The 15981-nt window shown below is 53.4% G+C and carries 9 protein-coding genes and 2 pseudogenes; 3 read left to right on the top strand and 8 right to left on the bottom strand.

Annotated features, from left to right (window positions below):
- Positions 1–15: 15 nt before the first annotated feature.
- The 3 genes from bglX to malT form a co-directional block, all read right to left on the bottom strand.
- Positions 16–2313: a beta-glucosidase BglX gene (gene bglX, locus IEV89_RS09130; protein WP_188472738.1), complete on the bottom strand. Its 2298-nt coding sequence runs from the start codon at positions 2311–2313 to the stop codon at positions 16–18.
- 272 nt (positions 2314–2585) lie between these two features.
- On the bottom strand, positions 2586–2870 hold the full coding sequence (locus IEV89_RS09125) for a YjcB family protein (protein WP_188472736.1): 285 nt from the start codon (positions 2868–2870) through the stop codon (positions 2586–2588).
- A gap of 277 nt (positions 2871–3147) precedes the next feature.
- Positions 3148–5871: an HTH-type transcriptional regulator MalT gene (gene malT, locus IEV89_RS09120; RefSeq protein WP_188472734.1), complete on the bottom strand. Its 2724-nt coding sequence runs from the start codon at positions 5869–5871 to the stop codon at positions 3148–3150.
- Positions 5872–6191: 320 nt separating this feature from the next.
- On the opposite strand from malT, the gene malP reads away from it, so the two are divergent.
- Both malP and malQ read left to right on the top strand, forming a co-directional pair.
- Positions 6192–8597 carry a maltodextrin phosphorylase gene (gene malP / locus IEV89_RS09115; protein ID WP_188472732.1) on the top strand — a complete coding sequence of 802 codons (2406 nt, stop codon included), beginning with the start codon at positions 6192–6194 and terminating at the stop codon, positions 8595–8597.
- A 10-nt stretch (positions 8598–8607) separates the two neighbouring features.
- On the top strand, positions 8608–10698 hold the full coding sequence (gene malQ / locus IEV89_RS09110; protein ID WP_188472730.1) for a 4-alpha-glucanotransferase: 2091 nt from the start codon (positions 8608–8610) through the stop codon (positions 10696–10698).
- Between the two features lie 51 nt (positions 10699–10749).
- Here the strand turns inward: malQ and IEV89_RS09105 are convergent.
- From IEV89_RS09105 to IEV89_RS09085, 5 genes and pseudogenes are all read right to left on the bottom strand, one after another.
- Positions 10750–10911 (bottom strand): annotated as a pseudogene (locus tag IEV89_RS09105) (HigA family addiction module antitoxin); the annotation flags it as partial.
- A 215-nt stretch (positions 10912–11126) separates the two neighbouring features.
- Positions 11127–12017, bottom strand: a complete 891-nt coding sequence (gene malG, locus IEV89_RS09100) for a maltose ABC transporter permease MalG (RefSeq protein ID WP_188472726.1) — start codon at positions 12015–12017, stop codon at positions 11127–11129.
- 21 nt (positions 12018–12038) lie between these two features.
- Complete coding sequence (malF, locus tag IEV89_RS09095; RefSeq protein ID WP_188472724.1) at positions 12039–13607, bottom strand: maltose ABC transporter permease MalF; 1569 nt, start codon at positions 13605–13607, stop codon at positions 12039–12041.
- 70 nt (positions 13608–13677) lie between these two features.
- A pseudogene (malE, locus tag IEV89_RS09090) lies at positions 13678–14307 on the bottom strand (maltose/maltodextrin ABC transporter substrate-binding protein MalE); the annotation flags it as partial.
- Complete coding sequence (locus IEV89_RS09085; protein ID WP_188472721.1) at positions 14256–14408, bottom strand: hypothetical protein; 153 nt, start codon at positions 14406–14408, stop codon at positions 14256–14258. The gene IEV89_RS09085 and the pseudogene malE, both read right to left, overlap by 52 nt.
- A 439-nt stretch (positions 14409–14847) precedes the next feature.
- Between IEV89_RS09085 and malK the strand changes: the two genes are divergently transcribed.
- The gene (gene malK / locus IEV89_RS09080; protein WP_188472719.1) at positions 14848–15957 is read left to right on the top strand and encodes a maltose/maltodextrin ABC transporter ATP-binding protein MalK; all 1110 of its coding nucleotides are present in this window, start codon (positions 14848–14850) and stop codon (positions 15955–15957) included.
- Positions 15958–15981: the final 24 nt, after the last annotated feature.

The raw sequence follows: 15981 nt of genomic DNA, 5'->3' as shown, positions 1-15981 counted from the left end.
TTCCATTAATACACGTTACTTCAGCAAGAAGCTGGCTTTCTTAACATCCTGTGAATCTAATCCAATGAATACGTTGAATCTACCCGGTTCCGATGCCCACTTAAGCTTGTCATTGTAGAAGCGTAAATCTTGTTCCTTGATAGTAAATCTCACCACTTTCTCTTTACCCGGCGCGAGGTCGATCTTCTCAAAATTTTTGAGCTCTTTAATTGGGCGACTGATTGAGGCTGTTACGTCCTGCAAGTAGAGCTGAACAACGGTTGCGCCACTGCGTTTACCGGTATTTTTCACCGTGACACTGGCGGTCAGTGGTGTGTTCTTGCCCATTGTGGAGGCTGAAAGCGATACGTCAGACACGCTGAACTGGGTATAACTCAGGCCGTAACCAAAGGCGAAGAGCGGGCTGTTGGTGATATCAAAGTAGCGTGAAGTATATTTATTGGGTTTTTGCGGATTAAACGGGCGACCGGTATTGAGCACGCTGTTGTAGAGGGGTATTTGCCCCACGGAACGCGGGAAGGTCATCGGCAATTTACCGGACGGATTGTAATCACCGAACAGGACATCGGCAATCGCGTGGCCACCTTCGGTACCGCTGAACCAGGTTTCCAGCATCGCGTCAGCGATATCATTTTCCCACGTTAAGGTCAGCGGACGGCCATTCATCAGCACAATCACCAACGGTTTACCGGTGGCTTTCAGTGCTTTCAGTAGATCGCGCTGGCTTTGCGGAATGTTAAGTTCACTCCGGCTGGATGCCTCATGAGCCATGCCCTGTGCTTCACCCACCACCGCCACGACCACATCGGCTTTTTCGGCTGTTTTCACCGCTTCATCGATCATTTCCTGCGCCGGACGCGGATCGTTGATCACCTGTTTTTCATACTGATTCAGGAAGTCGACAATGGCCGGGTCGTTAGTGATGTTGGCACCGCGCGCATAAAGCAGCGTGGCTTTATCACCCACGGCTTCTTTCATCCCCTGCAACACGGTAACGGCTTGATTGGCTTTACCGGCAGCCGACCAGCTTCCCATGACGTCTCGCTGACTATCTGCCAGTGTACCTATTAACGCGATGGTCCCTTTTTTCTGTAAGGGCAGCGTTTCATGCTCGTTTTTAAGCAGCACCAGTGAAGTGCGGGCCACTTCACGCGCTTCCGGGCGATGCAAACGGCTTTCCGCATTGGTATCCACCGGATCACTGGAGGCCGGACCTAAATGGCGGTAGGGATCAGCGAACAGCCCCATGTCCCATTTGGCGGTCAATACATGGCGAACCGAGCGGTCGATCTCTTTCTCGGTGACAATCTTGTCTGCGACCAGACCTTTTAGATACTTGCCGTACATATTGTCGGCCATGTCCATATCGACACCCGATTTCAGCGCAAGGGCGGCGGCCTGGCGGTCATCCTGTGCGACGCCATGCATCACTAAACCACCAATTGCGCCATGGTCGCTGACGGTCAGGCCTTTAAATTTCCACTGGTCGCGTAATACGTCTTGTAACAACCATGGGTCGGCGGTGACGGGAATACCGTTGACTGAGTTTAATGCCACCATCACGCCACCGGCACCCGCATCCAGTGCGGCTTTGTACGGTGGCATGTAGTCGTTGAACATGCGTGTCAGACTCATATCAACCGTGTTGTATTCACGCCCGCCTTCGACTGCACCATAGAGTGCGAAGTGTTTGACGTTCGCCATCACTGAATTTGGCGCGGACGGGTCATTGTCCTGATAGGCAGAGACCATTTCATGGGCGAGACGAGAGGTGAGGTAAGTATCCTCGCCGAAGCCTTCAGAAACCCGGCCCCAGCGCGGATCACGGGTGATATCCACCATGGGTGAAAAGGTCATGTTCAAACCATCGGCTGCGGTTTCCTCTGCGGATATCCGCGCGCTGATTGCCACCGCTTCCATGTCCCAGCTGGCGGCCAGCCCGAGGCTGATGGGGAAAATCGTACGCTGACCGTGAACCACGTCATACGCATAAAAGAGAGGGATTTTCAGACGACTGTGCTGAACTTGATCCTGCATGCGGCGGATGTCGGGTTTGGTCACCGTATTAAACATGCCGCCGACTTTACCGGCACGGATATCCGCCATAATCGCTTCTTTCACATAGTCAGGCCCCACAGTGACTAAATTGAGTTGGCCGATTTTTTCATCCAGCGTCATCTGTTTCATCAGATGGGAGATAAACGCTTCACGCTCTTTCACCTGATCCTGTGGAATACCCGCCGTTTGCTCGGCAAACAACGAGGTGGAACCTGCCATTAACACTAACGCGCCAATCAGGTGATGCGTATTCATTGAGTATCCTTTAGACAAAAGGCGCACTGCTGTCGGGTGAAAAATCAGCAGCAAGAAAGCCAACAAGATAATGATCATTCTAAGAAAATTATAGCGTGAGAATCTAATACGTCACTTCACCGATAAGCAATAAATACTTTTATAAGAGAACAATTTACACAGGGTGAAGTGTTGCAGCTCGCAATGTACGCTGAATTGAAAGTGGATGTACAAAAACTCTTGCGGGGAGGCGCGCAATTTCCAATATTTAGGATTGCGCGCAACATGCTGAATTAATAATAGAAGGGAATATCGGTCGGGGTTTTACTCATGGTGTCGATAAAGACGTCTTGGACCACGGACCAGAAATACGCGACAGCCTCAGCATTATAGGTGATGCCCATAAGGTTCATGACGAAAAAACAGGTGATGACCAGACCGGCACCGCTGAAAATAAGAGCCATAACATGACGACTCGTTTGGCGACAAAGGATCGTTAACTGGCTAGTGCAAAACATCAGAAAGGCACTCAGTAATTCCCAACGTATCATCATGAAACCAGCGGCTAACGTACCCATCTAACGTATTCCTTCTTAGATTACTGGCCTGAATGACACCACGCTCAATCCTGCCCATCAGGGGCTGAACAAGGGGAAGGGTGGAGGAGGCGTGAAACCTGAAAATGTGACAGAGATCACATTGTAGCGGGCGGCGTTTTGAAGAGCAAAAAGTTTCGACGCACAAAAATTCGATGTGGAAAAATCATCATTAGACTTTTTTAGACGGGCTTAAAACAGGCAAACCGTCAAAAAATAGGGCGGTTTGCCTGTCTAACGGACAGGGCTGAAGGCGGTGTCAGGCACCGTAACCCATCACCTGCAACAGGTGCTGCGCCTGGGAAACCGCCTCCTGGCGGTGGGTAACCCCCAGCTTTTGGTACAAATTACGGATGTGCGTTTTGATGGTGGTCGAGGCGACGGTCAGCTCACCGGCAATCTGATCGTTGCTGTAACCGGAGTAAATAAGCCCCAGTACCTGCCACTCTCGCTGGGTCAGCGGGCTGGTGCGGATAAGCTCCGGCACTTGCGGATGGGTAAGCAATCGATTCACAAAGCCTTCGTCGAAATGGGCAAACTTGTGACGATGATGCTGGTTAATATCTCGCAGGATTTTCTGCGCCCGGCGCTGCTCCATCTCCGGAAGTAAATTAAGCTGAATCAACTGACGCAATTGCTGCGCCATCATTTCGCCTTCAATGACAAAATGGCTAATAAATCCAGTACGGTTGGCGAGCCCCAGGGCTTCAATCAGTACGCTCTGGGCTTCATTTTTACGGCCGGTATGCCAATAAAGCATGTTGCAGAGGATCAAATTGCGATTGAGGTCGCTGACCAGCTTCAACTGACGTGCGTTGGTGTTAAGTTCATCGATGACCACTTCGGCTTCGTCGAACTGCTCCAGCAGGATCTGCACGCGGGCTATATTGCGCCATTGACCTTGCAGGAAGTGGTTATCTGCCATGCCCGGCTTGGAAGTCTGATTCAGCCAGCTGCGCGCCGAGGTTTTATCACCGACCATCTGCCAGTAAATCACCCGCGGTTTGTCGGCATTAGTCAGCCAGTCGGTGTGGTATTGTCCGTTTTGCAGCAGGGCTTCACAACGATGTAAATAGCGGTGTGCATTGTCGAGGTGGCCGCGTGCCAGCGAGCATTTGGCTAACATCGCCAGGCACTGTAACTGTTGTTGTGGCTGAAAGTTAGCCAGCACTTCAAGACCTTCACGGGCCGCATTTTCAGCGTCGTCCAGGCGAGCCCAGGACCATAAAAGTTGCGAGCGCAGGCGTAGCAGAAACTCATGCATAGGCAGTTGCTCAAGATGCTGCTCGCGCACCAGCTCAAACGCCTTGTCCTGTGTTTCATAGGCCGCCTGTAAAAAGCCCTGAGCAATCAGGATTTCGCTCTGTTGCAGCAGCGCCCACAATGCGTAGTGATAGGCTTCGTGGCGGCGTGCGATCTGTTCGGTTTGTTGCATTAGCGGCAGGGCGCGGCTTAAGTCGCCTTTACAGTGCTGAATTTCACCGGTGACCGAGGTGGCGACGATGCGGCTGTAGTAGCTGGAGTAGGGCAGAAAGCGCAGCGCTTGGGCGGCCAATTTTTCTGCTTCATCCTGCTTACCGTCATTTATCGCGACCTGCGCCCGCAGCGCGTCGAACTCGGCACTGAGGGTTTTATCCATCTCGATTTTTTCACGCTGCATTTCATTTTCAGCACGCTCCAGCAGCACTTCTACTTCACCATAACGATGCTGACTTTGTGCCAGCCAGGCCTGTAACAGAGCCAGTTTTGGGTTCTGAATCAATCGTTCATAAGGCAGCGCATTCAGGCACTCTTCCAGGAGTGCCAGTTCGCTCTTATTGAACAGTGGCCAGGCGTGTTGCAGAAGAATATCGCGCAGTAAGTTGGTGTTTTCGGCTCCCAGTGCGTGGTGAATGGCTTCGGCCGGGAAACCCAGCGCCAGCCAACCTTCTGCCGCTAAGCAGTGGATTGTTGGCAGCTCGGCCGCCAGTTCCCAATGACAACGCTGGCGCAGGAAAGTGGCGAACAGCGGGTGAAAGTTAAACCACTCGCCGCTGTTATCCATGCGGTGAATAAACAGACCCTGGCGCTCGAGCTCTTCCAGCCGTTGTTGGCCGTTATCTTCGCCGGTCAGCTTGACGATCAGAGAATCATTCATTGACCGCAGCAGCGAGCAGCGCAGCAGGAAGTTACGGGTTGGGGCATCGACGCGGTCCAGTACTTCATCCACCAGGTATTCGGACAGGTGGCTGGCATTTAGCCCGGCTAATTTTTTGGCCGATTGCTGGGCCGAAACTGTTGATGCGCTGGATTGGCGCGCTGACAGCGCAATCAGTTGCAGCGCGGTGGCCCACCCGGCGACATCGTCACAGAGACGGCCGCTGTCAGCTTGTTCAATCGGTTCTGACAGACGACAGTCAAAGAATTGCTGAGCTTCAATATGGTTAAAGGCCAGCTGGGAGGCGTTGAGTTCCAGCAGTTGATCACGGACACGCAGATTAGCAATACCCAGTTGTGGCAGAGTGCGCGACAGCATGACTAAAGTGACATTTTCCGGCTGATGGCGCAGGAAGAAACGCATGCCTTCGTGAATGGCATCATTGGAAATGAGATGATAATCATCAATCACCAGCAGCAGCGAGCGGTGCCAGTCGGAAAGTTCGACAAACAACTGGGCAAACAGCGCTGACAGGCTAGCGTACTGGTGTTTCTGGCTGAGGACTTCGCTTTTGGTACAGTGCCCGCCGGTAGCCTGCTGAATGGCTGCCACCAGATAGCTGGCGAAACGTTCCGGCTGATTATCGCTTTCATCCAGCGAATACCAACCCAGATCGCTTTTGCCTGCCGCCCAGTGGGCGACCAGCGTGGTTTTTCCGTAGCCTGCGGGGCAAGCAACCAGGACGAGGCGGTAATTTTGTGCCAAAGCCAATTTCCCTAACAGCCGATCGCGTACCACGGTATTTTGCAGCCGCACCGGGCGGCTCAGTTTTGAAGGGATCAGCATAGTTATCCATTCTTATGACTGTAGTGAAAATGAATAAGAGGTGTCTCTACCCAGGAAATCTATTTATTTTGCAGCGTGTAATTAATAATATCCCTAAGGTCTGCCAATACAGAAAGTATTGCAAGATCGTTACACATTTACGTGTCGGCAAATTGCACTGCGTCACAGTTTTAGTGGCCGCTTTTTCGCGGGTTAATCCCGTCGTCACTACGCCCTTTATCTCCTCCCTCTCTAATCCCTTGCGGGATGATGCCGCTCACCAGGCTTACCTTCAGCATACCCAGAATGTCTGCAAAAAATGACCTGTTCAGAGAGGAATTATGTCGCAATTCACATTAGAGAAAACGCAGTTTCAAGATGCGCTGAACCGCCAGTGGCAAGGTTTTGGTCTGCAAAGCGCGCAGGATATGACACCGCACCAGTGGTGGCAGGCGGTCAGTGGCGCACTGTCTGAACAACTGGCAGCAAGGTCGGTGGCGCAAGAACCGAAACAGGATCAGCGTCACGTAAATTACATTTCGATGGAATTTTTAATTGGCCGCCTAACGGCCAACAACTTAATTAATCTCGGCTGGTACGACACGGTGCGTGACGTGCTGACTGAGCAGGGCGTAGAACTGGCCGATGTACTGGAGCAGGAGACCGATCCGGCGCTGGGCAATGGCGGATTGGGCCGTCTGGCTGCGTGCTTCCTTGATTCCATGGCGACGGTTGGGCAACCTGCCACAGGTTATGGCCTGAACTATCAGTATGGCTTATTCCGTCAGTCATTCGACGACGGTAAACAGCAGGAAGCACCGGATGACTGGCATCGTGAACATTATCCGTGGTTTAGCCACAACAGCCGTCTGGCTGTGGATGTCTCCTTCGGCGGCAGGCTGGTGAAAGACAGTGCGGGTGCTGAACAGTGGCGACCGGCGTTCAGTCTGCGCGGCGAAGCCTGGGATTTGCCGGTCGTTGGCTACCGTAACGGCGTCACCCAGCCGCTGCGCCTGTGGCAGGCAACGGATATCCACCCGTTCGATCTGACCCTGTTCAATGATGGACAGTTCCTGAAGGCCGAGCAAAAAGGCATTGACGCTGCCAAACTGACGAAGGTGCTTTATCCGAATGACAATCACCAGCAAGGCAAGCGCCTGCGACTGATGCAGCAGTATTTTCAGTGCGCCTGTTCGGTACGTGATATTTGGCGCCGCCATCACTTCCTTGGCCGCAGTATTGAAGCGCTGCCCGACTTTGAGGTGATCCAGCTTAATGATACCCATCCGACCATCGCTATCCCTGAGCTGCTGCGTATTCTGCTCGATGAACATCAGCTGACATGGGACGCCGCTTGGGCGATTACCCGTAAAACCTTTGCTTACACTAACCACACACTGATGCCTGAGGCGCTGGAGTGCTGGGATGAGAAACTGGTACGCAGCTTGTTACCGCGCCACTTCTCATTGATCAAACAGATCAATGCCCGCTTTAAAAAGCAGGTCGAGAAACAGTGGCCGGGTAACAGCGCGGTGTGGGAAAAACTGTCTGTGCATCAGAACAAACAGGTGCGCATGGCCAATCTCTGCGTGGTCAGCGGGTTTGCTGTTAACGGTGTGGCAGCGCTGCACTCTGATTTGGTCGTCAAGGATCTGTTCCCGGAATATCACCAGTTGTGGCCAAACAAATTCCACAACGTCACCAACGGCATCACGCCGCGCCGCTGGCTGAAACAGTGTAATCCGGCGCTTTCTGCGCTGATTGACCAGAGCCTGAAAACCGAATGGGTCACCCATCTCGACGCGTTACAGGGACTGGAAAAATTCGCTGATGATGCTGCTTTTTGCGAGCGTTATCAGCAGATCAAATTCGATAACAAAGTGCGCCTGGCCACTTACGTTAAGCAGCACACGGGCATAACGTTAAACCCAGAGGCGATTTTCGATGTACAGATCAAGCGCCTGCATGAGTACAAACGCCAACACCTCAACTTACTGCACATTGTTTCGCTCTACCACCAGTTGCGCCATAACCCGCAGATGGACATGGTGCCACGTGTATTCCTGTTCGGTGCCAAAGCCGCACCGGGGTATTTCCTGGCGAAAAACATTATCCATGCCATCAATGAAGTGGCAGAAAAGATCAACCATGATCCGATCGTCGCTGATCGTCTGAAAGTGGTGTTCATTCCTGATTATCGTGTTTCGGTGGCTGAATTGATGATCCCGGCTGCGGACGTCTCCGAGCAGATCTCAACGGCAGGCACCGAGGCTTCCGGCACCGGTAATATGAAGCTGGCCCTGAACGGTGCGATGACCGTTGGGACGCTCGATGGTGCGAACGTCGAAATCGCCGAGCAAGTCGGTGAAGAGAATATTTTCATCTTCGGCCACACTGTCGATCAGGTCAAAGCGCTCAAGGCTGGCGGTTATGACCCGCTGAAATGGCGTAAAAAAGACCGCCAGCTCCATGCGGCGCTGAACGATCTGGAAAGCGGTATGTTCAGCGATGGCGACGAACAAGCATTCAGTCTGATGCTTGACAGCCTGCTGGACGGTGGCGATCCGTATCTGGTATTGGCCGACTTTACCGAGTACTGCCAGGCGCAACAGCGGGTAGAGGCGTTATACCGTGATAAGGCGGAGTGGACACGACGGTCCATTCTCAATACTGCCCGTGTTGGGGTGTTCAGCTCAGACCGCTCGATCGGCGACTATCAACAACGGATCTGGCAGGCGAAGCGCTAAAGGAGCAGGAATGGAGAGCAAGCAACTCGAACAGGCGGCGATCCAGGCTGGGATTGCCGCCGGATACATCAACGCCCATGGCAAGCAACAGGCCATCGCGAGCTCGACAAAGCGGGAACTGCTGAAGGCGATGGGCTGGAAGGCAGGCCAACAGCCGGTCACCGACACACCGTTGCCGGGAGTCAAAGTGTTCGTCAAAGGCCACCGCCTGGCATTGCCGATCGGGGGTGAGGGGGAATTTCAGTGGCAGTTGCAGCTGGAAAGCGGCGCGGTTCAGCAGGGCCGCACCAGTGCGAAAATGACGCTGGCGTTGCCGGGGAAAATTCCCACAGGCTATCACCAACTGATGCTGACCCAAGAGAGCCAGAGTTGGGTGTGTCGTATTATTGTCACCCCGAAACGCTGCTATGAACCCGATGCGCTGTTGGCGGGTAAAAAACTCTGGGGTGCCTGCGTGCAGCTTTATACGCTGCGTTCGGAAAAAAACTGGGGCATCGGTGATTTCGGCGATTTGCGCCAACTGGTCAATGAGATGGGTCAACGCGGTGGCGCTTTTGTTGGCATCAACCCGATCCATTCTCTCTATCCCGGCAATCCGGTGGCGGCCAGCCCCTACAGCCCGTCATCGCGGCGCTGGCTGAATGTCATTTATATTGACGTCAACGCCGTGGAAGATTTTCAGCTCAGCGAAGAGGCACAGCGCTGGTGGCATGAACCGCAAACCCAGAAAACCCTCAACGATGTGCGCAACAGTGCGTGGGTGGATTACGCCCGCGTGATGCCGCTGAAACTGGCGGGTTTGCATCTGGCGCACCAGCATTTTGTGATGCGCAGTGCCAACGATCCGATGCAAAAGGCGTATCAAAAATTTGCCCGTGAAGGCGGCGAGAGCCTCTACCAGCAGGCGGTATTTGATGCGCTGTACGCCCATCTGTCAAAACAGGGAGAAGAACTTCAAGGCTGGACTCACTGGCCAGAGCAATACCGCCGGGCGCAAAGTGCCGCAGTAAGAGCCTATTGTGAACAGCATGAAAGCGAGGTGGATTTCTACCTGTGGTTACAGTGGCTGGCCGAATGGCAATTTGCCCGCTGCTACCACGACAGCCAGCAGGCCGACATGCCGATTGGCTTATACCGCGATCTGGCGGTTGGCGTCGTCGAAGGCGGTGCAGAAACCTGGGGTGATGGCGATGTCTATTGCCTGAAAGCCTCCGTTGGCGCGCCGCCGGATATCCTTGGGCCGGTCGGGCAGAACTGGGATCTGCGCCCGATGGACCCGCATGTGATGATTAAGCGTGCCTATCAGCCGTTTATCGACCTGCTCCGTGCCAATATGACCCACTGTGGCGCATTGCGTATCGATCATGTGATGACGCTGCTGCGGCTGTGGTGGATCCCTCGCGGTGAGACGGCGGACAACGGCGCCTATGTGCTGTATCCGGTGGACGATCTTCTGGCGATCCTTGCGCTGGAAAGTCAGCGTCACCGCTGCATGGTGATCGGCGAAGATCTCGGCACGGTGCCGGTGGAGATTGTCAGTAAGCTACGAGAAAGCGGCGTTTACTCTTACAAAGTCTTGTACTTTGAGCGCGATACCGAGAACAACTTCCGTGCACCGCAGTCTTACCCGGTACAGGCGATGGCAACCCTCACCACGCATGACTTGCCGACGCTACGTGGCTACTGGCAGAACGATGATCTGGCATTGGGCAAAAAGCTCGGTTTATATCGGGACGATGAAGTGTTAACCGAACTCTATGCCGACCGCGCTCGTGCACGACAGGGGTTGCTCAATGGCTTACACCACTATGGCTGTGTACCGAAAAACACCGGTCATAACGCGGATGCCATGGGGATGACACCGACGCTTAATCGCGGCCTGCAACGCTATGTCGCCGACAGTGCCTGTGCGTTGTTAGGCTTACAGCCTGAAGACTGGCTGGATATGCTGGAGCCGGTCAATATCCCCGGCACCAGCGATGAATACCCGAACTGGCGGCGTAAGCTGACCCGCACACTGGAAGAGATGTTTGCCGATGACGACATCAATAAGCTGATCAAAGATCTGGATAAACGGCGGAGGAAAGTGTCCGTCAGCTGATTGTTTTTTGAATGGATAAAAGGGTTTCCGGCGGTGTGCGGAAACCCTTTTTTATGCCGCCACTAAGCGGTGAAGATGGCGGGTATCAACCACCAGTTCGGCCTGCCACAGACTGTAATTATTCTGCAGGTTCATCCAGAATTTAGGGGAGCTACCCAGAACGGCAGCAAGCTTAATCGCCATCTCAGGAGAAATTGCCGCCGTACCAACGACAACGCGCTGAACTCAAACGTAACGCGCCAATTTCCAGTAATGGTCACGGACCCTATTCCGCGCCGGTGACCTTTTAAATGTTGTGCCTTGCGAAACACCCTAGTCCGATGTTTCCTCAGACGCAACAGGGATAAAAAAAACGGCCCATTCAGGCCGCTAAGACTACAGACACAGAGGTATTTCCCAACAAATGACACCAAGATATTGCCGTAAATCTAACCTTTCACACCGCCCGCGGTTAACCCGCCAACCAGCCAGCGTTGAGCAATCAAGAAGACCGTCGTAATAGGGATGGCAGACATAATCGCTGCCGCCGCAAAGTCGCCCCACAGGTAGTTTTGTGGATTCAAATACTGCTGCATTCCCACCGCCAGTGTGTAGCTGCTTACATCCCGCAGCAGTAACGATGCGACGGGGACTTCGGTAATCGCAGCGATAAACGACAGAATAAACACCACTGCCAGAATCGGTATCGACAGCGGTAGCAGCACCAGTCTGAACGCCTGCCACGGTGTCGCGCCATCGATCGCGGCGGCTTCTTCCAGTGAGTTATCGATGGTTTCGAAATAGCCTTTGATGGTCCAGACGTGCAGCGCAATCCCTCCCATGTAAGCGAAGATCACTCCGCCGTGGGTGTTCAGTCCGAGGAACGGCACGTACTGGCCGAGGCGGTCAAACAAGGCGTAGAGTGCGACCAGCGAAAGCACTGCCGGGAACATCTGGAAAATCAGCATGCTTTTCAGCAGCGTGCTTTTGCCACGAAAACGCATACGGGCAAACGCATAAGCGCAGGTCGTGGAGAGCGCCACAATACCCATCGCGGTGATCACCGCAATCTTGATGGAGTTCCATAACCACAACATCACCGGGAAGGGGGGGGGAGTCATGCTGCCGTCGGCGTTGGTCACCGCCATGCCGAGCGCCAGTTTCCAGTGATCCCACGACACCTGGCTGGGAATAATGCTGCCGGTGGCGAAGTTACCCGGTCGCAGCGAAATGGCGAACACCATCAGCAGTGGAAACAGGATCAGCGCCACAAAACACAACAGCAATAGGTGCGTCACAAACAGCCTGACTTTTTGCGACTGCGGTTTAACCATAGGCATTTTTCATTTCTCCTTAGTCGGCTAGTCGAATTTCATTCGGCTGGCTTTCAGATTCACCATTGCCAGCGCACCCACCAAAATGAAAATCAGCGTCGCGATGGCTGCCGCCAGCCCGAAGTCCTGTCCGCCGCCACCTTCAAAGGCAATGCGGTAGGTGTAGCTGACCAGCAAATCGGTATGACCGGCTGGCGTCGTGGTGCCGATCATGTCCGGGCCACCGTTGGTCAGTAACTGGATCAGCACGAAGTTATTAAAGTTAAAGGCAAAACTGGCGATCATCAGCGGCGTCAGCGGTTTGATGAGCAGCGGCAGCGTGATGCGGAAGAAGTTCTGCATCGGCGTGGCGCCGTCCATCGCAGAGGCTTCATAGAGATCATCAGGAATGGCTTTCAGTAGGCCCATACACAGGATCATCATGTACGGATAACCCAACCAGGTATTGACGATAATGATCATGGTTTTGGCGGTCATCGGATCACTAAACCACGCCGGTTTGATGCCAAACAGGCTGCTGAGCATCAAGTTGATTTCGCCGAAGCTCTGATTGAATAAGCCTTTGAAAATCAATATAGAAATAAAGGCCGGGACCGCATAGGGTAGGATCAGTAACACCCGATAAACCGCTTTCCCTTTCAGTTCCTCCCATTGCACTACGCAGGCCAACACCATGCCCACGGCGACGGTCAAGACGACAGTCAGTAGCGAGAAAATAATCGTCCAGACGAAGATCGACAGGAACGGCTTCTGGATGCCGTCGTCGTGCAGTACACGCAGGAAGTTGGTCCAGCCAATGTTAACGATAAATCCGGGGCTGATTTTTTCAGCCTGCCACTCACCGCTCGCGTTTACCTGCTGATAAAAACCGCGCTCCATATTGGGGCGGTAAACCGCGCCAGTCTGCACGTTGGTCAGTTGTTTGCCGTCATCGGCTTTCTTGTATAGCGGCTGGGTACCGGAGAACTGGCGCAGCGAACTCATGCGCAGGCTTTCGCCATTCGGCAGTTTAGCCGTCAGTTGCCCCAGAGCCTGGCGGTTTTGAGTAATAACGCGCAGTACGGCCTTCTCACCCGATGGCATAGGCTGAGGTGAGAGTGTCAGCGTTTGGGGCGCGGTGTCATTGAAGGCAAAAGGTACCGAAACCAGTATCTCGCCATTGTCAGGGGCGGTCAGTGCCAGACGCCATTGGTTGGCATTGGCAGGAAAGAGGGCAAAAGCGTAGGTTTTGTCAGCGTGAAACTGGCGGTCCATCAACACCGACTGCGCGCGTTCAAATGTCAGCTGATTGGTGCTGCTGTAGTTGGTAAACGCGATGAAAATGGTACACACCAGGGGAAACAGCACGAACAGCGACATCCCCGCCAGACCCGGATACACATAGCGCCATGAATACGCGCGGCGGTTAGCGTAAATATACAGTCCGGTGGCAGACAGCAGCAGTGTCAGCATGGCAAACAAGTATTCCCCCTGCGCGTACATCAGTACGATCAGGTAACCGGTGAACAGGGCGAACAGGCTGACAATCAACCATTTAACGGTATCGCTTATCTGCCATTTTTTTCGCACAGGCAGTCCGGTTTGCGTTGCTTGCATAGACTCGTCATCCTTCAAGTTGAAGCCGTGGCGTGAAGGCCGCTATGCGCTTCACGCCAGTTTTTACGTTTTATTTGGTGATGCGGGTCTCGGCTTCTTTCAACGCCTGTTGTACCGTCTGACGGCCATTAATGGCGTTGATAATCGCGCTCCGTTCCGCATACCAGAAGGCGCTGATTCCGGCGGTCAATATGCCGACAAACGGCTTAGAGGGTTTGCCGTGGAAGGTCGGCAGCAAGGTGACGCCGTAGTTGATCTTGCTCTTGTCGAGATTTGACCATGCCCACGGGCCGTCAATCGTCATGGCGGTCTGGCCTTTGTTGAAGGCGGCTTCGGCGATGGAATAGTCGGTGTCAGCGTTGATGTGCTTGTTTTTCACCAGATCGATGATGAATTGCAAGCCAGCTTGTGAACCCGCGTTATTCACACCCGTGTCTTTGACGTTGTATTTACCGTTCTCAAACTTGTACGCATAACCGCCGTCGGCGGCAATAATCGGCCAGGTGAAGTAGGGTTCTTGCAAGTTCCACATGATGGCGCTTTTGCCTTTAGCGCGCAGCGTCGGGGCTTGCTTAATGATGTCTTTGTTATAAATCAGCGACAGGGCTTCCACCGATACCGGATAGCCAATCAGCTTACCGTTGAAGGTCACCGCGTCCCAGGTGAACGGGAAGAGTTTGTCCTTAAATGCCTGATCTGGATAAAGGCAGAAGAAGACAACACCAGCGTCGCCAGCGCTGACAATGCCAGAGTGCGTTTGACCAGTTTCTTTAGCGTAAGAGTCTTAATGCTGAGAGTCATAATCCAATCCTTTTGAGGTTCTGTAGGGCGTCGGGTTCTTGTGTGACGTTCGGATGCTGATTAAAAGTGAAGAAAAGCTTGCCGGACCAGTGTCGGCGATAAGCCCGTGCGGCTTCATCATCCCCCTCTCTACGCCCCCCGCTCTGGTTGTGTGATCCAGTTAACAGTGGCGCGCTTTCTGCGGGGTATTACGCAAAAATAGGGGGTCTATTTTGCAACCCAGATCACGAATTTGATTTTTGAAGTGAACTTTCCTCCGTGAAGACCAGAACCCTTTCCTCCTTACTCCTCCCCCATGAAAAACTTTGTTACGGATGATTACCCATTCCACCTATTCCCTCACTCTTCCTGACATTCAGTTCCCTTGCTGACAAGGCACATCACCTCGCAGTTGCCTTGCCTCACAGAACTTTTCTATCAGTCAGTCCAGGAGTCGGGTATGGCGGGCGTATCACTTCGTAATATCTACAAAGCCTTTGGCGACATTGTCATCTCAAAAGACATCAACATTGAGATTGAAGAGGGCGAGTTCGTGGTGTTTGTCGGGCCGTCCGGTTGTGGGAAATCGACCCTGTTACGCATGATTGCCGGGCTTGAGGACATTACGTCTGGCGAACTGTTGATTGCAGATAAACGCATGAATGAGGTGCCGCCGGCCGAACGCGGCATCGGCATGGTGTTTCAGTCCTACGCCCTTTACCCGCATCTTTCTGTGGCCGAGAACATGTCGTTTGGCCTGAAGCTGGCGGGCACCAAAAAAGCCGAGATCACCCAGCGGGTGAATCAAGTTTCTGAAGTGCTGCAACTGGCCCACTTGCTGGACCGCCGTCCGAAAGCATTGTCTGGCGGGCAGCGTCAACGCGTGGCGATTGGCCGTACGTTGGTGGCTGAACCTAACGTATTCCTGCTCGATGAACCGCTCTCTAACCTTGATGCGGCGTTGCGCGTACAAATGCGTATTGAGATCTCCCGTCTGCATAAGCGTTTGAAACGCACCATGATTTACGTCACGCATGATCAAGTCGAAGCCATGACGCTGGCCGATAAAATCGTGGTGCTCGATGCCGGTAGTGTCGCGCAAATAGGTAAACCTCTTGAGCTTTATCACTATCCGGCGAACCGGTTTGTCGCTGGCTTTATTGGTTCGCCAAAAATGAATTTCCTGCCGGTGAAAGTGACCGGTGCTGAAGCCGAACGTGTGCAAATTGAACTGCCTGACCGCCAGCGTGTTTGGCTGCCGGTGGTCGGCAAAGATGTCACCGTCGGCACCAATCTGTCTCTGGGGATCCGCCCTGAACACCTCTTACCGAGTGATATTGCGGAAGTGACGCTGTCAGGTTTGGTGCAGGTGGTCGAGCAGCTCGGTAACGAAACTCAGATTCATATCCAGATCCCGGCTATCCGTCAAAACCTGGTGTACCGCCAGAACGACGTGGTGCTGGTAGAAGAAGGTGCAACATTCGCTATTGGTTTGCCGCCACACCGCTGTCATCTGTTCCGTGAGGATGGAACAGCCTGCCGACGGTTACACCCCGAACCTGGTGTTTGAAAGCACGCGATCCCCTACAGGAGA

Origin of the sequence: Hafnia psychrotolerans (assembly GCF_014639435.1) — a bacterium.
In the GTDB taxonomy this organism is placed as follows: Bacteria; Pseudomonadota; Gammaproteobacteria; order Enterobacterales; family Enterobacteriaceae; genus Ewingella; species Ewingella psychrotolerans.
The sequence above is the reverse complement of the archived record's forward strand: the minus strand, read 5'-3'. Positions and strand labels throughout refer to the sequence as shown.

Coding starts and splice junctions, on each gene's coding strand:
- malF (WP_188472724.1), bottom strand. CDS start 13,607: ATGCAAGCAACGCAAACCGGACTGCCTGTGCGAAAAAAATGGCAGATA.
- malG (WP_188472726.1), bottom strand. CDS start 12,017: ATGCCTATGGTTAAACCGCAGTCGCAAAAAGTCAGGCTGTTTGTGACG.
- bglX (WP_188472738.1), bottom strand. CDS start 2,313: ATGAATACGCATCACCTGATTGGCGCGTTAGTGTTAATGGCAGGTTCC.
- IEV89_RS09125 (WP_188472736.1), bottom strand. CDS start 2,870: ATGGGTACGTTAGCCGCTGGTTTCATGATGATACGTTGGGAATTACTG.
- malP (WP_188472732.1), top strand. CDS start 6,192: ATGTCGCAATTCACATTAGAGAAAACGCAGTTTCAAGATGCGCTGAAC.
- IEV89_RS09085 (WP_188472721.1), bottom strand. CDS start 14,408: ATGACTCTCAGCATTAAGACTCTTACGCTAAAGAAACTGGTCAAACGC.
- malK (WP_188472719.1), top strand. CDS start 14,848: ATGGCGGGCGTATCACTTCGTAATATCTACAAAGCCTTTGGCGACATT.
- malT (WP_188472734.1), bottom strand. CDS start 5,871: ATGCTGATCCCTTCAAAACTGAGCCGCCCGGTGCGGCTGCAAAATACC.
- malQ (WP_188472730.1), top strand. CDS start 8,608: ATGGAGAGCAAGCAACTCGAACAGGCGGCGATCCAGGCTGGGATTGCC.